Raw genomic sequence first — 18,985 nt, forward strand, 5'->3', positions numbered from 1 at the left:
CGCCTGCCACAGAGTCTCCGATCGCGATGTCCGCCTCACCTGCTCCCGCCTGCCGCTTCCAGTCCTTCACCGACCCGTGCGACCCGGCGCAGGTCGCGCCCCGGCTCGCCGCCCTGCGCGCCGCGCTGGCCGGCCTCGGGCTCGACGGCTTCGTGGTGCCGCGCGCCGACGAGCACCAGGGCGAATACGTGCCGGCGCATATGGCGCGCCTCGCCTGGCTGACGGGCTTCACCGGCTCGGCCGGCAACGCGGTCGTCCTCGCCGACAAGGCGGCGCTGATCGTCGACGGGCGCTACACCATCCAGTCCGTCGCCCAGACCGACACCGCGCTGGTGACGCCGACGCGGATGGAGGAGACGCCGCTCGGGGCCTGGGTCGAAGCCAACCTGCCGGCTGGCGGCCGCCTCGGCTACGATCCCTGGCTGCACACGGTCGACGGGCTCGCAAAGCTCGAAAAGGCGGTGGAGGCCGCCGGCGGCGAACTCGTCCCGACCGTGCTGAACCCGATCGACGCGCTCTGGAGCGACCGCCCCGCCCCGCCGGTCGCGCCGGTGACGGTCCACCCGCGCGCGCTCGCCGGCGAGGACGCTGCTGCCAAACTCGCCCGCATCCGCGAGGCGCTCGCGCGCGAGAAGGTCGATGCGCTCGTCCTGTCCGATCCGCACGCGCTGGCCTGGACCTTCAACATCCGCGGCGGCGATGTCGAGCACACGCCGCTGCCGCTGGGCTATGCCATCCTGCCGCGCGAAGGCCGGCCCACCGTCTTCCTCGCCCCCAAGAAGCTCGGCAACGAGGCCGGAGACGCCATCGGAGCGGTCGCCGACATCGCAGCCCCCGAGGCGCTGGCCGGGAGGCTGAAGGCGCTCGGGGCCGAGGGCGCGACCGTGCTGCTCGACGCCGCGACCGCCTCGGCCGCGCTGGCCTCCCTCATCCGCGAGGCCGGCGGCACGCCGCGCGCCGGCACCGACCCGACCGCGCTGATGAAGGCGCGCAAGAATGAAACGGAACTCGCCGGCGCCCGCGCGGCGCATTTGCGCGACGGCGCCGCCATGGTGCGCTTCCTCGCCTGGCTGTCGCGCACCGCCCTCGCAGGCGGGCTCACCGAGATCGACGCCGTCGCGGCGCTGGAGGCCGAGCGCCTGCGCACCGGCCTGCTGCGCGACGTCTCCTTCACGACCATCGCCGGCGCCGGCCCCAACGCCGCCTTGCCGCATTACCGCGTCACCGAGGCGAGCAACCGCCCGATCGCGCCCGGAATCTTCCTGGTCGATTCAGGCGGCCAGTACGAGGACGGCACCACCGACATCACCCGCACCGTCGCGATCGGCACGCCGGACGCCGAGATGCGCGACCGCTTCACCCGCGTGCTCAAGGGCCATGTCGCGATCTCGCGCGCCGTGTTTCCCAAGGGGACGTCCGGTGCCCAGCTCGACGTGCTGGCGCGGCTGCCGCTCTGGCAGGCCGGGCTCGACTTCGACCACGGCACCGGCCACGGCGTCGGCAGCTATCTCTCGGTGCACGAGGGCCCGCAGCGCCTGTCCAAGCTCGGGCACACCGCGCTGGAGCCCGGCATGATCCTCTCCAACGAGCCCGGCTACTACAAGGAAGGCGCCTACGGTATCCGCACCGAGAACCTCGTGGTGGTCGAGCCGCGCCGGGTCGAGGGGGCCGAGCGCGAAATGTACGGCTTCGAGACGATCAGCTGGTGCCCCTATGACCGCGCCCTGATCGATCCGGCCCTTCTCGACGAAGGCGAGATCGCCTGGATCGACGCCTATCACGCACAGGTGCTGGCGAAGCTCGCCCCCATCGTCGATGGCGAGGCGAAGGCTTGGCTGCAGGAGTCCTGCCGGCCACTCTGACGCAATGTCCGCCTAGCCTACGCCTCGCGCTCAGATCACCTGTCGCAGCGCCACCACCGCAGCGACGCCGATCGCGACCACGCCGAGCAGCGGCAACCGCGTCGCCGCGAGCGCGCACAGGCCGGCCGCGATCGTCTCCGGCCAGCCGGTCGCCAGCGCGCTCGGCGCGATCACCGCGATAAGAACGGCGGGCGGGATCGCGTCGAAGGCCGCCTGCGCGCGCGGCGAGAGGCGCAGCCGGCCGACCAGCGCCAGCCCGGCGATGCGGGTGAGATAGGTCACCAGCGCCATGCCTAAGAAGGCGGCGAGATTGATCAGATCGAGCGTCATGCCGCCGGCCCGTCCGCCGCGCCCGCCCGCTCGGCTTCCGCGTGGATGCTCCCTGCGGCGATCCAGGCCGCCGCGAGCCCGCTGAGCGCCCCGGCCAGCACATGCCAGGGCGGCCCGGCATAGCGGTAGGCCAGCGCAGAGGCCACGCCGGCGGCGGCGACCGTCCAGGCCGTCACGCGGCCTTTCCAGAACGCGGCGGTGAGCGCGATGAACAGCGCGGTGAAGGCGAAATCGGCGCCGTAGCGGCGCGGATCGCCGAGCGCCGCCCCCAGCACGCCGCCGGCCGTCGAGGTCAGGAGCCAGCCGCCGACGAAGGGGATCACCATGCCGAACCAGTAGGCCGGCGTCACCGGATGGCTGCGCGCCCGCTTCTCGGCCAGCGCCCAGTTCTCGTCGGCCATGTAGTAGAGCCCGATGAAGGTCTGCGCGCGCGAGAAGCCGGCGAGCTTCGGCGCCAGCGAGGCGCTCATCAGGATATGGCGGGCATTGATCAGCGCGGTCGAGAACATCAGCGCGAGGATCGGCGCCGGATGGGCCCAGAGCTCGATCGCCGCGAACTGCGCCCCGCCGGCGAAGACCAGCGCACTCATCAGGAAGACCTCGAGCGGCGACAGGCCCTTGCCGGCCGCCAGCGCCCCGAACAGGAAGCCGATCGGCACCGCGGCCAGCGCCGCCGGCCAGATGTCATTGAGCCCCGCACGGGCCTCCTGCCGCCACGCCATGGCCCGCACCGTCAGCTGCGATGTGCGGCGCGGAAGGCGCCCGGCGTGACGCCGAGGCGCGCCTTGAAGGCGCGCGTCAGATGCGCCTGGTCGCAGAAGCCGGTGGCCACAGCGACCTCTCCCGGCGCCTCGCCGCGCCGCAGCCGCTCGCGCGCCCGCCGCACGCGGATATCGACCAGATAGGCGTGCGGCGTGAAGCCGGTCTCGCGGCGGAAGGCGCGGATCAGGTGATGGCGCGGCAGGCCGCAGCCCCGGGCGAGATCGGCGAGAGAGAGATCCTCGTCGAAGCGTGCCTCCATCAGCGCGCGCACCTGCGCGACCGGCCCGCCCTCGCGGCCGAGCCCGCGCACCGAGAGATCGGCATGGCGCGCCAGGCACCAGGCATAGGCGCGCAGCAGCGCCTCCTCGCCGGCGAGCGCGTCGCCGCCCTTCTCCAGCAGCCGATGGGCGGCGCCGAACAGGGCCGCGCCCTCGGGATCATGCGCCACGGGCGCTGGGAAGAAGGGCGTGCCGACGATCTCGCGCCCGCTCAGCGAGCCCGCGATCTCGCGCATCAGCTCCACTGTCGGATAGCTCATCCGGTAGCGATAACCGCCGGCGCTGGGCGCCCCGTCATGGATGTCGAGCGGGTGGTTGAAGACGATGTCGCCGGCCGTGGCATGGAGCCTGCGGCCGCGCGCGTTCCAGATCTCGCAGCCGACCTCGATCGTGCCGATCGCATAGGTGTCGTGCGCATGCGGGGCGTAGGCATGGGTGCGGAAGGTCGCGGCGAGGAATTCCAGCCCGTCGAAGCGCCGGGCCGTGAACAGATGCGCCCGCTCGCCCGCCAGCAGCGGGTTCTGCGCCAGCGCCTCGCCTTGCGTGATCAGATCCATGCCGCAGGATAGAGCGCGAAAACCGGCGCGTGTCTTGAAGAAAAGTGATGGATGACGGCAGCGAGGGACACGCCGCCGTCATCGTTGTCGTCAGGCCCGGTGCGGCTCGCGCGCCGTCAGCAGCACCAGCAGTGCCCCCGCCGTCATCGCTGCCGCCATGTAGGCGATCGGCCCGAGCCCGCCGACGCGGTCGACCAGGACGCCGCCCAGCACCGCCCCGGCGGCGATCGCGACGAGGAAGGCGGCGGTGACCAGCCCGCTCGCCGGCTCGGCATGGTCGGCGGCGATGCGGACCATCCAGCTCTGGAAGCCCACCGGCGCGAAACCGAAGGCGAAGCCCCAAAGCGCAACCGCGATCCCCGCCACCAGCGGAGAGCCGCCGAGCGTCAGCATGACGACGGCGAGAATGGCGATCGACGTCGCGCAGGACAGGATGGCGAGCTTGACGCCGCGGGCCGCCACCGCACCGCCGGCGAAGTTGCCGAAGAGGTTGCCGATTCCGTAGCCGAGCAGCACAGCGGTGATCGCCGCCACGCCGAAGCCGGGCGCCTGCTCGAGATAGGGGCGGATATAGGTGAAGCCGGTGAACTGGCCCGAGACGATCACCAGGATCGAGAGCAGCATCAGGCGAACCGCGGGCCGCCGCAGCAGCAGGCCGAGTGTCGCGAGCCGCGGCGTCGCCTGCGAGGGCAGCGGCGGCACCGTCGCCAGCAGCACCGCGAGCGCGACGCCCGCCAGCCCGGCCGACAGGCCGAACACCGTACGCCAGCCGAGAATGGCGTCGAGCCAGGCGCCGAGCGGTCCGCCGCCGATGAAGGCCGCTGAGACACCGGCCGAGATCGTCGCCAGCGCCCGCGGCACCGAGGCTGACGGCACGAGGCGCAGCGTCAGAGCCGGCGCCATCGACCAGAAGCCGCCGAGCGCCAGGCCCAGCACCACGCGCGCCGCCAACAGCATGGTATAGCCGGTCGCCAGAGCGGTCAGCACGCTCGACAGCGCCAGCAGCGAGACAAGGCCCCAGAGCACGACGCGGCGGTCGAGCCGGCTGGTCAGGATCGGCGTCAGGATAGCCGAGGCCACGCCGATGAGCGAGGTGACGGTCACGCTCTGGCCGGCGGCGCCGACGCTGATCTGCAGATCGGCAGCGATCGAGGTCAGCACGCTGGCCGGCAGGAATTCGGCGCTGACCAGCGCGAAGACGCCGAGCGACAGCGCCAGCACCGCCGGCCAGGCGGCCGACTCCTGCGCCGGTATGGCGGAGTCGACGAGAGGCATGCCGGCCGGGGCCGACAGGGAATCCGACATGGAAAGCTCCTGGAATGCGAGAGGTCCGCAATCTTCGGCGCCGATGACTCGGGCTGGGCGCCGGCTGCGTTGTTCATGCCCAGAGGTAACGCTGGCGCCCCGGAGCATCCATGTTATAAATCCCGAAATGCACGACAATTCGTCCAGAACCCAATCCGATCCTCTCTCCGAGATGCTGCGCGGCCTGCGCCTCGACGGCGTGGACTATGCGCGCTACGCGATGAGCGCGCCCTGGGGCCTGCTCTTTCCCGCGCAGCCGGCAGCGCGCTTCCACTTCATGGCCGATCAGGGCTGCTGGCTGCGCACGCCGGCCGGCGACTGGGTGCGGCTCGAACAGGGCGACGCGGTGCTTCTGCCGCGCGGTGCCGCGCATGCGCTGGCGAGCGCGCCCGACGCCTGCACCAGACCCGCGAACCGCTGCGCGCTCGAACCCTGCTGCGACGAGATCGCCCAGGCTCGCGGCGGCGCTGGCAACGGTGAAATGCTGAGCTTCTTCAGCGCCAGCATGCAGTTCAACGTCGCCGCCGGTCATCCGCTGCTGCGGATGATGCCGGAGGTGATGTGGGTTCACGAGATGGCGGTGCACGAGCCGGGCATTCCCCCGCTGCTGGCGACCATGGCCTGCGAGCTGGCGCTGGACCGCGTCGGCGCCGGCGGCATCCTCACCCGCCTCGCCGATGTGGTCGCGGCGGCCCTGATCCGCTCCTGGGTCGAGCTCGGCTGCGGCGACGGCCGCGGCTGGGTCGCCGCCGCCCGCGATCCCGATATCGGCCGGGTGCTCGCCGCGATCCATCGCGATCCGGCGCATGACTGGTCGGTCGAGGCCCTGGCGGGCGTGATGCACGCCTCGCGCTCCTCCTTCGCCGAGCGCTTCGCGGCCATCGTCGGCGAAACGCCGGCCCGCTATGTCGCTCAGGTGCGCATGCATCAGGCCCGGCAATGGCTGGAGCGCGACCGGCTGCGCATCGCCGAGGTCGCCCGCCGCCTCGGCTACGATTCGGAAGCCTCCTTCAGCCGCGCCTTCAAGCGCGTGATCGGCGCCCCGCCGAGTCATGTCCGCGCCAGCGAGCCCGAACCACGCGCCCAGCCGCCCTTCGACGCCTCGGGTGTCGGCGCATAGGCCCCGGGTCTTCGCTCGCGGCGCCTTACGCCGCCCCTACCCGCCGACCAGTTCGAACCAGCCCGCTTCGTCGATCACCTTCACGCCGTGCTTGGCGGCGTCCTTGAGCTTCGAGCCCGCGCCCGGCCCCGCCACCAGCAGGTTGGTCTTGGACGAGACCGAGCCGGCGACCTTGGCGCCGAGCCGCTCGGCCATCGCCTTGGCCTCGTCGCGGGTCATGCGCTCCAGCGCGCCGGTGAACACCACGATCTGCCCGGCTACCGGGCTGGTCGAGGCCACCGCCTCCAGCGGCTGCGGCACGACCTCGGCCAGCAGGCGCTCCAGCATCTCGCGGTTATGCGCCTCGGCGAAGAACTGCAGCAGCGCCTCGACCACGGTCGGCCCGACACCGTCGATCGCGTCGAGCGCGGCACGCTCCTCGCTTTGCGGATCCCCTGCCGCGAGACAGGCCGCCTGAAGCGCCGCGAACGAGCCGTAGTTGCGCGCCAGCAGCCGCGCATTGGTCTCTCCGATATGGCGGATGCCGAGCCCGAACAGGAAACGGTTGAGCGGCGGCTTGCGCGCGGCCTCGATCGCCTCGAACAGCTTGCGGGCGCTGGTGGCGCCGAAGCCCTCCTTGTCCTTGAGCTTCTTGAGGCTGGCCGCATCGCGCTGCGCCAGCGTGAAGATGTCGGCCGGCTCCTTGACCGGCAGGTCGGGATCGCTGTGGAAGAACTCGATCTGCTTGTCGCCGAGCCCATCTATGTCGAGCGCGTCGCGCGAGACGAAGTGCTTCAGCCGCTCGACCGACTGCGCCGCGCAGATCAGTCCGCCCGTGCAGCGGCGCACCGCATCCTCCTTGCCCGAGCGCGGATTGTGCTCGCGCACCGCGTCGCTGCCGCAGACCGGGCATGTCGTCGGGAAGGCGTAAGGCACCGAACCGGCCGGGCGCTTGCTCAGGTCGACCGCCTCGACGCGCGGGATCACGTCGCCGGCGCGCTTCACCGTCACCGTGTCGCCGATGCGGATGTCGCTGCCGTCGCGGATCGGCTGGCCCTTGGAATCGAAGCCGCGGATATAGTCCTCATTGTGTAGCGTGGCGTTGGTGACGACGACGCCGCCGACCGTCACCGGCCGCAGCCGTGCCACGGGCGAGAGCGCGCCGGTACGGCCGACCTGGATGTCGATCGCCTCCAGCACCGTCGTCGCCAGTTCCGCGGGGAATTTATGCGCGATCGCCCAGCGCGGCGCCCGCGCGACGAAGCCGAGCCGCTGCTGCAGGGCGAGATCGTCGACCTTGTAGACCACGCCGTCGATATCGTAGCCGAGCGTGGCCCGCTGCTCCTCGATCAGCCGGTAGCGCGCCAGCAACTCCGCGACGCTGTCGCAGCGGACCATCAGGGCGTTGGTGCGAAAGCCCCAGCGCGCGAAGGCCTCGACCACGCCCAGTTGCGTCGTCGCCGGTGGTTCCGGCATCTCGCCCCAGGCATAGGCGAAGAAGCGCAGCGGCCGGCTGGCCGTGACCGAGACGTCGAGTTGGCGCAGCGAGCCCGCCGCCGCATTGCGCGGATTGGCGAAGAGCGGCTTGCCGGCCGCCTCCTGCCGCGCATTGATCGCGGCGAAATCCGCATGGCCGAGATAGACCTCGCCGCGCACCTCGATCACGGCCGGCACGTCCGCCCCGGTCAGCCTTTGCGGGATCTCGGAGACGGTACGGGCATTGGCGGTGACGTCCTCGCCCTCCTCGCCGTCGCCGCGCGTCGCGGCGCTGACCAGTTCGCCCTGTTCGTAGCGCAACGAGAGCGACAGGCCGTCGATCTTCGGCTCGGCGGTGATGGCGAGAGGCGCCTCCTCCTTCAGGCCCAGGAAACGACGGACGCGGCCGACGAATTCCGCCACGTCCTCGTCGGCGAAGGCATTGTCGAGAGAGAGCATCGGCACGCGGTGGCGGATCTTGGCGAACTTGCCCGCAGGCCGCGCGCCGACCTTGTCGGAGACAGAATCCGCGCCCTTCAGCTCCGGGAACGCCGCCTCGATGGCACTGAGGCGCCGCCTCAGCGCGTCATAGGCGGCATCGTCCATCACCGGCGCATCGTCCTGGTAATAGGCGCGATCGGCGGCGGCGATGCTGGCGGACAGCGCCTCCCGCTCGGCGCGGGCGGCCTCCGGCGTGAGGTCTTCGACGGGCATGGGAACGGAATCTGGCATGGCGTCGTTCTAGTTCAGGGGCGGTTCGCTGCGAAGGGCCTCTGCGGCCGGAGATCGTCGCGCCTTGGCATGGCGATTTGTGGCAGCAGTCGATCCGATGTAATCTGCCCCTTGCGACAACTGGATGCCCGGCGCCGACGCGGCCCGATCCATCGATCAGTTCGCGGACCGCAGGCGGACCGGGCCCAACCCGGGAGAACGCCATGGCCGACATGCACAGCTCACTGCGCCATCCGCGGATGGCGGCAGCGGATTCCTCCGGCGCGGACGGGCTGCCCGTCCACGAGATCCACGTCTCGGACCTGCGCGAAGCCTTGCGGCTCGGCTGGACCGACTTCCTCGCCCAGCCGAGCCATCTGCTCTTCATCGCGCTGATCTATCCCGTCGCGGGCATCGTGCTGGCGCGGCTGACGGTCAGCTACAACCTCTTCCCGCTGCTCTTCCCCCTGCTGTCCGGCTTCGCGCTGGTCGGGCCCTTCGCAGCCATCGGCCTCTACGAGATCAGCCGGCGCCGCGAGCGCGGCATGGACACCGGCTGGTCGAAGGCGCTCGACGTGTTGCGCTCGCCGGCCATCGGCTCGATCGCCGGGCTCGGCCTGCTGCTCTGCGGGCTGTTCGCGCTCTGGCTGTTCAGCGCCTGGGCGATCTATGGCTGGCTGATGGGCCCGGCCGCGCCCGCCTCGACCGGCGCCTTCCTCACCACGCTCTTCACCACCGTGAACGGCTGGACGCTGATCGTGCTCGGCAACGCCCTCGGCCTGCTTTTTGCGATCGCCGCCTTCTCGCTGACCGTGGTCGCCTTCCCGCTGATGCTCGACCGGCATGTCGGTCTGGCGACGGCGGTGCGCACCTCGGTCGCCGCCGTGGAGGCCAGCCCGCGCGTGATGATGTATTGGGGCCTCGCCATCGCCGGCCTGCTGGTTCTCGGCACCTTGCCGGTGCTGGTCGGCCTCGTGGTGGTCATGCCAGTGCTCGGCCATGCCAGCTGGCACCTCTACCGCCGGGCGGTGCCGCGCGAGCGGTGAGCGGCACCACGCCGGCCTCAATGCTGGTCGATCGCGACCTCGCGGGTCAGCCCGCGGCGGACGAGGCCGACTGCGAGCAGCACCGGGATCGAGGCGAGCAGCCCCATCGCCGAAAGCCGGCCCCACAGCGTCTCGTCCTCGTTGATCAGCGTGGCGATGAAGGCCGGCAGGGTGAAATTCGACGGCGTCTGGATGAAGAGCAGGGCGAACAGGAACTCGTTCCAGCTCATGATCGCCACGAAGACGCCTGTCGCGACGAGACCGGGCATCAGCAGCGGCGCCACGATGTCGCGCATGCGCTTGGCGAGGCCCGCCCCGTCGAGCATCGCCGCCTCCTCGAAGACGAAGGGCACGTCGCGCACGAAGCCGAGCAGCATCCAGATCGCGAACGGCAGCGCATGCACCTGGTTGACCAGGATCAGCCCGAGATGCGTGTCGAGCAGGCCGAAGGCGCGCAGCACCTGGTAGAGCGGGATGGCGAGCGCGATCGGCGGCGCGAGCTTGATGACCAGCACGAAGGCGAGGAACACCGCGTCGAAGCGGCGCGGCAGCGACAGCCGCACCAGCGCATAGGCTGCCGGCAGCGCCGCCAGCAGCGCCAGCGCCACCGTGCCCGCCGCGACGACGATGCTGTTCAGCCCGAGCCGCCACATCCCGGTCTCGGCCAGCGCGCGATAATGCTCCAGCGTCGGCGCGCGCGGCCAGAGCGCGATCGAGGTCGAGACGTATTCGGCCGGCGGCTTGAACGAGGTCGCGACCATCCAGATGAGCGGCACCAGCGACAGCGCGCAGAGCAGGATCGCGGCGGCGACGCGGATCATCGCCCGGCACCTTTCAGCAGCGAGACCGCATAGACCGCCGCCAGCAGCCCGGCGACGAGGATCATCACCACCGCGGCGGCGGAGGCGAGCCCGATGTCGAAGAAGCGGAAACCCTGCCGAAAGACGAAGAGCGACACCGTCTCGGTCGACTGGCCAGGCCCGCCGCCGGTCATCGCATAGACCTTATCGAACAGCTTGAAGCTCTCGACCGAGCGCAGCAGCGCCGCGATGAAGAGATAGGGCGCGAGCAGCGGCAGCGTCATGTCGCGGAACTGCCGCCAGCGCCCCGCACCGTCGACGCGCGCCGCCTCGTAGACGTCCTGCGGGATCAGGCGCAGCCCGGCGAAGATGATCAGGAAGGCGAAGGGCGCCGTCTGCCAGAGATCGACCAGCACGATCGACCAGAGCGCGAGGTTCGGATCGAACAGCCAGGCCACGCCCGGCAGGCCGATCGCGCGCAGCAGGTTGTTGAGATAGCCGAGATCGAAATGGAACCAGGCCCGCCAGATCGCGGTGACCACCATGGTCGACAGCACGAAGGGCGCGAGGAACAGCGTCATCACCAGCGTGCGGCCGCGAAAGGCGCGGTTGAGCAGGAGCGCAAGCCCCAGCCCCGCCACAACCTCGAGCACCGTCGCCGCCACCGTGAACAGGGCGGTGTTGACGACCGCCTGCCGGAAGAAGCGGCTCTCCCAGAGCTCACGGAAATTGTCGAAGCCGACGAAGGTCGCGTCGGCGAAACCGTAATCGGTGGCGAAGAAGGCGAGCGCCAGCGTCCGGCCGAGCGGATAGAGCGTCAGCACGCCGAAGAGCAGCAGGGCCGGCGCCAGCAGGAGCCAGGGAAGCAGGCGGGGCGAAGCGCTCATCGGGCGATCGCCATGCGCTCCGGCCGCACGGCCGGAGAGTCGATCACATCGGCCAGGGCGGCGCGAGACGCGCCCGGGGCCTGCGTGGCGGAGCGGAGAAGCAACGACCGCTCAGCGCTTCAGCGCCCGCGCGATCTGCGCGTTCGCTTCGGCCAGCGCCTGCTTCGGCTGCATCTGGCCGATCAGGGCGAGCTGGAGATAGTCGCCGAGTATCGTCTCGACGCGGGCCCATTGGGTGATGCGCGGGCGGGCACGAGCGACGTTCAGCGCCTCGAGCTGCGCCGGATACCAGCGGTACTTGGCGACGAGATCCTTGTCGTTGAACAGGGCGGCCAGCGTCGGCGGGTTGCCGGTCTCCAGCGCGATCAGCTTCTGGTTCTCGGGCGTGGTGACGAAGCGGATGAAGTCGGCCGCACGCGCCTTGTTGGGCGAATCCGACGGGATGCCGAGCAGCCAGGCGCCCAGCATCGGCGCCGGGCCCTTGGTCTCACCGGGCGAGCCGACGACCTCGACCTCGCCGGCGACCTTGGAGGCGCTGCCGTCGAGCGTGCCGGCCCAGGACGACCACATCTCCACTGCGATCGCGGCGCGGCCCTGCTGCATCGCATCGCGCAGCTCGGTGGCGTTGTAGGTCTCGACGCCCTTGGGCGCGAGCGCCTTGAACGTGAGGAACTGGGTCAGCGCCGCCTCGGCCTCGGCCGTGTCGAGCACGGCCTTGCCGTTGGCGGTGACGACGTCGCCGCCATGCGCCCAGAGCACCGGCAGGAAGGAGGTGACGATCGGGTTGCCCTTGATGCCGCGGAAGACCAGGCCGGAGATGCCCTGCTCCTTGTCCTGGATCGCCTGCGCGGCCTTCACCGCCTCGCTCCAGGTCTTCGGACGGGCGAAGCCGTGCTTGCTCAGCAGGTCCTTGCGATAGGCGAACATGGCGATATTGCCGACGAAGGGCGCGGCGTAGAGCTTGCCGTCATGGCGGGAGACCTCCAGCGCCGACTTGACGAACTCGCCGGGCAGGCCCCCCACGGTGCCGAGATCGGTCAGCCAGCCGCGCGACATGAATTCGGGCGCCCAGATGTCGTCGAGCATGGCGACATCGGTCGCGCCGGTCTTCTCGCGGGCACCGATGGCGAGGCGCTCGTAGAGCGGGCCGCCGCCGAGCTCCAGCCGCTCGATCTTCACCGCGGGATTCTTGGCCTGGTAGAGTTCCACCATCTTGGCCAGCGCCGGGGCGAAACCGGCGTCGCGCCCGGCGATCACCAGCCTGTCCTGCGCGCCCGCCGGCAGCGCGAGCCCGGCCAGCATCATTGCGGCGCCGAGCGCCGTCGCGATCATCCTCATGGCGTTCCCCTGTCCCGGGTCTCTGCCCGGCCGGGCATTGTGTGGGCGGATGACGCGCGGATGCAACAGGGATGCGACGGTGATGCGACAGCCCCGGAACCTTCCCCGACGACGCAGCGTTTCCTGACCGTCGCGGCGAGGTCGCGGCGCCGCGCCTGCGCAGGACACGCGGCAGAAGAGCAACCGGAAGGGGGGCGTCAAGCCATGAACAACATCATCTATATCGTCGGTCTCGTCGTCGTCGTGCTCGCGATCCTGTCCTTTCTCGGACTGCGCTGAGCCCACAGGGACGACGAACAGCAAAGGGCCGGAGCGTGCGACACGCTCCGGCCCTTTGCTGTTGGTGATGAGATCTGCGGCCGCGCCGCGCTGCCGTCAGCGGTCGCGCTTGGGCTTGCCGCCGAAGGGCTTGCCGGCCGGCTTGCCCTTGCCGCCGGGAGCGCCCCAGGGCTTGGCGGTGCCGGGCGCCTTGGCTGGGCCGCGCGGCGAACGCGGGCCGTCGCGATCCTGCTCGCGCCGCGCCGGGCGCGGACGCTCGTCATGATTGTCGAAGCCGCGAGCCGGAGCCGCGCGCCGGCCATGGCCCTCGCCATCCTGGCGCGGCGCCGGGCCGCGATCCTCCCAGGCCGAATTCTCGCGCGGCGCACCCTTTTCGGCGAAGGGCCGAGCCGGGCGGCGCTCGCCCTCGCCATCGGTCGCCTCGATGACGATCCGGTCGCGGTCGGGCTTGGCGACGCGCTGGGCGAAATGCTCGGCGACGTCGGCGTCGATCTCGACCTTGGTCTCGCGATCGAAGATGCGGATGGCGCCGACGGCGTCACGGGTGATGCCGCCGCGACGGCACAGCATCGGCAGCAGCTGGCGCGGGTCGGCGCCGCCCTTGCGGCCGATATTGAGCTTGAACCAGACGGTATCGCCGCGCGGGCCGGCACGCTCGCGGCGCTCGGCCGCTGCCTCCGGATCGCGCTGGAAGCGGCTCGACGGGCGGGCATAGTCCTCGGGCGCCCACACCGGCTTGCGCTCCGACTTGCCGAAGCCCGGATCGCCGACCTCCTCGATCGCCGGCAGGCGCGAGCGGTAGATGCGCACCAGGGCGGCGGCGAGCTCCTGCGCCGAGCGGTCGGCCAGCAGGGCCTCGACCATGCTGGCATCCTCCTCGCCGGTCTCGCCGAGGATCAGCGGGTCGCTCAGCAGCCGCTCGCGATCGAGCGCCAGGATGGCCTCGCGCGTCGGCGCGGCCTCCCACTGCGCCTGCGCGCCGGTGGCGGCCAGCAGCATCTCGGCCTTGCGGCGGCGCGAGGGCGGAACCAGCAGCACGCTGGTGCCCTTGCGCCCGGCGCGGCCGGTGCGGCCGCTGCGGTGCTGCATCACCTCGGGATCGTTGGGCAGTTCGGCATGGATGACCAGCGTCAGGCCCGGCAGGTCGATGCCGCGGGCCGCCACGTCGGTGGCGACGCAGACACGGGCGCGCCCGTCGCGCAGCGCCTGCAGCGCGGCGTTGCGCTCGTTCTGGCCGAGCTCGCCGGAGAGCGAGACCGCGAGGAAGCCGCGCTCGAGCAGGACGGCCTCGAGATGGCGCACCGCGTTGCGGGTGTTGCAGAACACCAGCGCGCAGGGCGCGTCGTGCAGGCGCAGCAGGTTGACGACGGCGAGTTCCGCCTCGCGCGGATAGACACGCACCGCCCGGTAGTCGATGTCGGCATGGCGGTTGTCGGCGCTGGCGACCTCGATGCGCAGCGCATTGCGCTGATAGCTCGCCGCCAGCGCGACGATAGTCTTGGGCAGGGTCGCGGAGAACAGCAGGCTGCGGCGCTCGGCCGGGGCCGTCTTCAGGATGAATTCGAGATCCTCGCGGAAGCCGAGATCGAGCATCTCGTCGGCCTCGTCGAGCACGACGGCGCGCAGCTCCGACAGGTCGAGACGGCGCCGCTCGATATGGTCGCGCAGGCGGCCCGGCGTGCCGACGACGATATGGGCGCCCTCGTCGAGCAGGGCGGCCTCGCGGCGCGGATCCATGCCGCCGACGCAGGAGATCACCTTGGCGCCGGTTTCGCGATAGAGCCAGCCCAGCTCGCGCTGGACCTGCAAGGCGAGCTCGCGCGTCGGCGCGATGATCAGGGCGAGCGGCAGGCCGGCCCGCGGCAGCGTCTCGCCACCTTCCAGCAGCGTCTCGCCGATCGCCAGCCCATAGGCCACCGTCTTGCCGGAGCCGGTCTGCGAGGAGACCAGCAGGTCGCGGCCCGCGGCGGCGGCGTCCAGCACGGCGCTCTGCACCGGGGTGGGCTCGCTGTAATTGCGTTCGGCGAGCGCGCGCGCGAGCGGCGGGCTCGTGAGGGTGAAGGACATCTTGTATCGGGCCTTGGTTTCAACCGCGCTCGCGAGGGGAGAGCGGAATAGGGGTGCGCCGCCGGAACCGTGAGGCGCGCTTACACGGCGCTCATAGAGCAAATCGGCCGTCAAGGGAAATGCGACGACCGCAGGGGGCGGGATCACCGCGCGCGGGATCGGCGACGCAGCGCGCGCGAAACCGCCCTGTCAGCCAGCGCCCGCGACGTCGAGCAGGCGGGCGGCGGCGGCGCGCGCCTCGGCGGTGATGCTGGCGCCGGCGAGCATGCGGGCGATCTCCTCGCGCCGGCTCTCCGCCTCCAGCGGCGAGACGCGGGTGACGATGCGCTCGGCCTCGCCCTCCCCCGCCTGGGCGGATTTCGCGATGAGGAAATGCCGATGCGCCTTGGCGGCGACCTGCGGCGCATGCGTCACGGCCACGACCTGCACCCGGCGCGCCAGCCGGGACAGCCGCTCGCCGATCGCGTCGGCGACCGCGCCGCCGACACCGGTGTCGATCTCGTCGAAGACCAAAGTCGGCGCCGAGCCGCGCTCGGCCAGCACCACCTTGAGCGCCAGCATGAAACGGGAGAGCTCGCCGCCCGAGGCGACCTTCATCATCGGGCCCGGCCGCGTGCCCGGATTGGTCTCGACCCAGAACTCGACCCGGTCGAAGCCCTCGGGCCCGCGCGCCTCGGGATCGCGGTCGATCTGGGTGATGAAGCGCGCACGTTCAAGCTTCAGCGGCGGCAACTCGCCCCGCACCGCCGAATCGAGCGCGGCCGCCGCGGCGGCCCGGCCCTCGGACAGCGTCGTCGCCAGCACGCGATAGCGCGCCTCGGCCTCGGCGACCTCGGTTTCCAGCCGGGCGAGCGAGCCCTCGCTCTCGTCCAGCGCCGCGAGATCGGCCGCCATCGTCTCCGCCAGCGCCGGCAACCCGTCGGCCGGCACGTCGAACTTGCGGGCCGCCGCCCGCAGCGCGAACAGGCGCTCCTCGACGCGCTCCAGCAGGCGCGGATCGTATTCCGCTGCCCGCAGCGCCGCGGCGAGGGCCTCGCCGGCCTCCTCCAGCGCCACCAAAGCGGTGTTGAGCGCGGCGACGGAGGGGTCGATCAGCTCCGGGGCCTGGCCGCTGCGCCGTTCGAGCCGGCGCAGCACGCCCGACAGCGCGGAAAGCGGCGAGCCCTGCCCGGCCACGGCCTCATGCGCCTCGGCGATGTCGCGCGTCACCTTCTCGGCCTGCATCATGCCCTGGCGCTGGCTGGCGAGCGTATCCTCCTCGCCGACCTCGGGCGCGAGTTGGCCGAGTTCCTCGACCGCATGGCGCAGGAAATCGGCCTCCTTGCGGGCGGCCTCGACGCGCTGGCGCTGGCTCTGCAGCGCCTGGCGTGCGGTCCTCAGCTCGTCGGCCGCGCGCGCCACGGCCGCGGCCTGCGCCGTCAGGTCGCCGAAACTGTCGAGGATGGAGCGGTGCTGCGCCGGATCGGTCAGGGCGCGGTCGTCGTGCTGGCCGTGGATCTCGACGAGCGCGCCGCCGATCGCCCGCAGGGTCTGCACGCTGACCGGCTGGTCGTTGACGAAGGCGCGGGTGCGCCCGTCGGCATATTGCACGCGGCGCAGGATCAGGTCGCCGTCGGTATCGATCTCCTGCGCCGCGGCGAGGCGGCGGGCCGGATGATCCAGCGGCAGGTCGAACACCGCGATGACCTGGCCCTGCAAGGCGCCGTGGCGGACCAGACCGCCATCGCCGCGACCGCCGAGCGCCAGCGCGAAGCCGTCGAGGAGGATGGACTTGCCGGCGCCGGTCTCGCCGGTCAGCACGCTCAGCCCGTCCCTAAACGAGACGTCGAGCCGATCGATCAGGACGATGTCGCGGATCGAGAGCTGGGCGAGCATGGCGCGGACTCAGCCGGAGCGCGAAAAACAGGCGGGCCGGCCATGAGCCGGAGGCATCGTCGCGGGGCAGGCCGGGGCGCGCATGGTCACCACACCCCGGACCGGCGCCGCGTCAGGGCACCAGGCCGGCGACGGTGCGGGTGAAGCCGGTGAACAGGCGGCTGATATAGGAGCCGCGATCCTCGCGCGGCTGCAGGCCGCCGCTCTCGAGCAGTACGTAGGCGTCCTTGTACCAGCGGCTGTCGGGGAAGTTGTGCCCGAGCACCGCCGCGGCCGTCTGCGCCTCGTTGGTGATGCCCAGCGCCATATAGGCCTCGGTCAGGCGCATCAGCGCCTCCTCGACATGGCGGGTGGTCTGGTACTTGGTGATCACGTCGCGGAAGCGGCCGACGGCGCCGGTATAGTTGCGCTTCTGCAGGTAGAAGCGGCCGACATTCATCTCCTTGCCGGCGAGCTGGTCGCGGGCGACCAGCATCTTCTCGCGCACGTCGATGACGTATTCGGACTTCGGATAGCGCTCCAGCAGTTCCTGCATGGCGCGCAGCGCCTGCTCGGTCCGCTCCTGGTCGCGGGTCACGTCCGGGATCTGGTTGTAGTAGGACATCGCGAGGATGTACTGCGCGTAGGCCGCGTCCGGGCTCGCCGGGTTCTGCGCCAGGAAGCGCCGCGAGGCGGTGATCGCGTCGTCGTAACGGGCCGCCTCGTAATTGGCGTAGGCCGTCATGATCAGGCCCTTGCGGGCGTAGGGCGAGAACGGGGACTGCTTGTCGATGGCCTCGAACTTCTTGTTCGCGCCCTCCGAATCGCCGTTCTGCAGGCGGGCGAGGCCTTCATTGTAGAGCTTGTCGGCCGGAACCTCCGGCGTCACCTCGGGCTTGTAGGTCTCGGGGCGGTCGAACGGGTTGAGCGAGCTCATCGTGTCGCAGCCGCCCAGGCCGGCTGCCAGGGCGACGGCCAGCGCCAGTCGCTTGCCACCGCCGGTCGAGACGCCGGGATTGAATGCCTTCAGCCGCATGACGCTCACTTCATCCGTTCACAAGCGCCCCCCCTGTCGCAGGTGGGCGGACATCGCTTTACCCTAGAAGCGCATGGTTCGCCAACCGGCGAAGCGCATCACGAGCTGAGCGGAGGCGCCGTGCATCCGACAGGAACCCGGCGAATGCAAGGCGTAGCCTCGCCGGAGGCGCGATTCTCAGTGAAGATCGGGCGCCAGCGCCGCGGGCATCGGCGCGCCGGCGGCCATCTGGACGGCGCGCGCGGCATAGGCCGGCTCGGCCTCGACGATGGTGTAGTTGGCGCGATCGGCGAAGAGCGCCTCGAGGATGCGCACATTCATCCGGTGGCCGCCGCAATAAGAGCGGAACTCGCCGAGGAGCGGATAGCCGGCCAGGGCGAGGTCGCCGATGGCGTCCAGCACCTTGTGGCGCACGAACTCGTCGGCGTAGCGCAGGCCCTCGGGGTTGATCACCTTGTCGTCGCCGATCGCGACGGTGTTGTCGAGCGAGGCGCCGAGCGCGAAACCGGCCTTCCAGAGCTGCTCGACATCGCGCATGAAGCCGAAGGTGCGGGCGCGCGAGATCTCGCGGGCATAGGCGACCGGCTCCAGATCGAAAATCTTGCGCTGGCGGCCAATGGCGACGGTGTCGAAATCGATCTCGACGTCGAGGCGGAAGCCGGACTCGGAGGGCGACAGCTCGGCGAAGGCGCGGCCATGCTCGACGCGGACCGGGCGCAGCACCTTGAGGTAGCGGCGGGTGGCACCAAGCGCCACGAGGCCGACGGCCTCGATCGCCTCGACGAACTCGGCGGCGCTGCCGTCCATGATCGGCATCTCGGGCCCGTCGACCTCGACGAGCACATTGTCGATGCCGAGGCCGGCGCAGGCCGACATCAGATGCTCGACGGTCGCGACCGAAGCGGAGCCCTGCTCGCCGAGCACGGTGCAGAGCTCGGTGGCGCTGACCTTGTTGTGGCGGGCGTGGATGAGCTGCTCATGGCCGCCCTCGAGCCCCTTGCGGAGGAAGACGACGCCGGTATTGGCGGAAGACGGACGCAGGCAGAGACGGGCGGGCGCTCCGGAATGAACCCCGATGCCGTCCAGGGTCACGGGCGCGCGAAGGGTCGTCTGCCGTTCAACCGTCATACTCTGTGTCCGATCCAAAACGCGATGATCCGGGTCCTGTGCGCCGGGCGGCGCGACCTCGAGAATGATCGATCGCGGTCCTCTGAAACGAGCGATCCGAAGCGTGGCTCCGATTCCCTCACCCCTTGATGTGCCCGCAAGATACGCGCAGCGGACAGTGCTTCAAAATC

The 18,985-nt window shown here is 71.0% G+C and carries 16 protein-coding genes; 4 read left to right on the forward strand and 12 right to left on the reverse strand.

The features are described 5' to 3' along the window. Nucleotides 1-26: 26 nt before the first annotated feature. Nucleotides 27-1,862 (forward strand): aminopeptidase P family protein, encoded by a 1,836-nt coding sequence (locus ABE438_RS01540; RefSeq protein ID WP_346500523.1) that lies wholly within the window; start codon nt 27-29, stop codon nt 1,860-1,862. A 30-nt stretch (nt 1,863-1,892) separates the two neighbouring features. Here ABE438_RS01540 and ABE438_RS01545 read toward each other — a convergent pair whose 3' ends face one another. The 4 genes from ABE438_RS01545 to ABE438_RS01560 all read right to left on the reverse strand — a co-directional run bounded on the left by ABE438_RS01545 (nt 1,893) and on the right by ABE438_RS01560 (nt 5,094). Beyond that, a complete protein-coding gene (locus ABE438_RS01545) occupies nt 1,893-2,192 on the reverse strand; it encodes an AzlD family protein (RefSeq protein ID WP_346500525.1) in 300 nt (99 codons plus the stop codon). Beyond that, nucleotides 2,189-2,914 (reverse strand): AzlC family ABC transporter permease, encoded by a 726-nt coding sequence (locus tag ABE438_RS01550; RefSeq protein ID WP_346500527.1) that lies wholly within the window; start codon nt 2,912-2,914, stop codon nt 2,189-2,191. The genes ABE438_RS01545 and ABE438_RS01550 overlap by 4 nt, the downstream gene beginning before the upstream one ends. An 11-nt stretch (nt 2,915-2,925) precedes the next feature. Beyond that, complete coding sequence (locus tag ABE438_RS01555; protein ID WP_346500528.1) at nt 2,926-3,789, reverse strand: AraC family transcriptional regulator; 864 nt, start codon at nt 3,787-3,789, stop codon at nt 2,926-2,928. Nucleotides 3,790-3,879: 90 nt separating this feature from the next. Next, the gene (locus tag ABE438_RS01560; RefSeq protein WP_346500530.1) at nt 3,880-5,094 is read right to left on the reverse strand and encodes an MFS transporter; all 1,215 of its coding nucleotides are present in this window, start codon (nt 5,092-5,094) and stop codon (nt 3,880-3,882) included. A 127-nt stretch (nt 5,095-5,221) separates the two neighbouring features. Here ABE438_RS01560 and ABE438_RS01565 point away from each other — a divergent pair, with 127 nt between their 5' ends. Continuing rightward, entirely contained in the window at nt 5,222-6,214 is a 993-nt protein-coding gene (locus tag ABE438_RS01565) for an AraC family transcriptional regulator (RefSeq protein WP_346500532.1), read from the forward strand. Nucleotides 6,215-6,250: 36 nt separating this feature from the next. Here ABE438_RS01565 and ligA read toward each other — a convergent pair whose 3' ends face one another. Then, complete coding sequence (gene ligA, locus ABE438_RS01570) at nt 6,251-8,383, reverse strand: NAD-dependent DNA ligase LigA (protein ID WP_346500534.1); 2,133 nt, start codon at nt 8,381-8,383, stop codon at nt 6,251-6,253. A gap of 221 nt (nt 8,384-8,604) precedes the next feature. Here ligA and ABE438_RS01575 point away from each other — a divergent pair, with 221 nt between their 5' ends. Further along, nucleotides 8,605-9,426 carry a DUF2189 domain-containing protein gene (locus tag ABE438_RS01575; protein WP_346500536.1) on the forward strand — a complete coding sequence of 274 codons (822 nt, stop codon included), beginning with the start codon at nt 8,605-8,607 and terminating at the stop codon, nt 9,424-9,426. Nucleotides 9,427-9,443: 17 nt separating this feature from the next. On the opposite strand, the gene ABE438_RS01580 is transcribed toward ABE438_RS01575, so the two are convergent. The 3 genes from ABE438_RS01580 to ABE438_RS01590 form a co-directional block, all read right to left on the reverse strand. After that, on the reverse strand, nt 9,444-10,247 hold the full coding sequence (locus ABE438_RS01580; RefSeq protein WP_346500537.1) for a carbohydrate ABC transporter permease: 804 nt from the start codon (nt 10,245-10,247) through the stop codon (nt 9,444-9,446). Then, the gene (locus tag ABE438_RS01585) at nt 10,244-11,113 is read right to left on the reverse strand and encodes a carbohydrate ABC transporter permease (RefSeq protein ID WP_346500539.1); all 870 of its coding nucleotides are present in this window, start codon (nt 11,111-11,113) and stop codon (nt 10,244-10,246) included. Before ABE438_RS01585 ends, ABE438_RS01580 begins: the two co-directional genes overlap by 4 nt. 111 nt (nt 11,114-11,224) lie before the next feature. Beyond that, on the reverse strand, nt 11,225-12,451 hold the full coding sequence (locus ABE438_RS01590; protein ID WP_346500541.1) for an extracellular solute-binding protein: 1,227 nt from the start codon (nt 12,449-12,451) through the stop codon (nt 11,225-11,227). Between the two features lie 60 nt (nt 12,452-12,511). Between ABE438_RS01590 and ABE438_RS01595 the strand changes: the two genes are divergently transcribed. Further along, a complete protein-coding gene (locus ABE438_RS01595) occupies nt 12,512-12,730 on the forward strand; it encodes a hypothetical protein (RefSeq protein WP_346500543.1) in 219 nt (72 codons plus the stop codon). 96 nt (nt 12,731-12,826) lie between these two features. Here the strand turns inward: ABE438_RS01595 and ABE438_RS01600 are convergent, their stop codons facing one another. From ABE438_RS01600 to lpxC, 4 genes are all read right to left on the reverse strand, one after another. After that, the gene (locus tag ABE438_RS01600; protein ID WP_346500545.1) at nt 12,827-14,797 is read right to left on the reverse strand and encodes a DEAD/DEAH box helicase; all 1,971 of its coding nucleotides are present in this window, start codon (nt 14,795-14,797) and stop codon (nt 12,827-12,829) included. A 189-nt stretch (nt 14,798-14,986) separates the two neighbouring features. Next, nucleotides 14,987-16,672 (reverse strand): DNA repair protein RecN, encoded by a 1,686-nt coding sequence (gene recN, locus ABE438_RS01605; RefSeq protein WP_346500547.1) that lies wholly within the window; start codon nt 16,670-16,672, stop codon nt 14,987-14,989. Between the two features lie 112 nt (nt 16,673-16,784). Beyond that, a complete protein-coding gene (locus ABE438_RS01610; protein ID WP_346500549.1) occupies nt 16,785-17,687 on the reverse strand; it encodes an outer membrane protein assembly factor BamD in 903 nt (300 codons plus the stop codon). A 177-nt stretch (nt 17,688-17,864) separates the two neighbouring features. Next, the gene (gene lpxC, locus ABE438_RS01615; protein WP_346500551.1) at nt 17,865-18,815 is read right to left on the reverse strand and encodes a UDP-3-O-acyl-N-acetylglucosamine deacetylase; all 951 of its coding nucleotides are present in this window, start codon (nt 18,813-18,815) and stop codon (nt 17,865-17,867) included. Between the last annotated feature and the right edge of the window lie 170 nt (nt 18,816-18,985).

Origin of the sequence: Allobosea sp. TWI1241, from assembly GCF_039673065.1 — a bacterium.
Classification (GTDB): domain Bacteria; phylum Pseudomonadota; class Alphaproteobacteria; order Rhizobiales; family Beijerinckiaceae; genus Allobosea.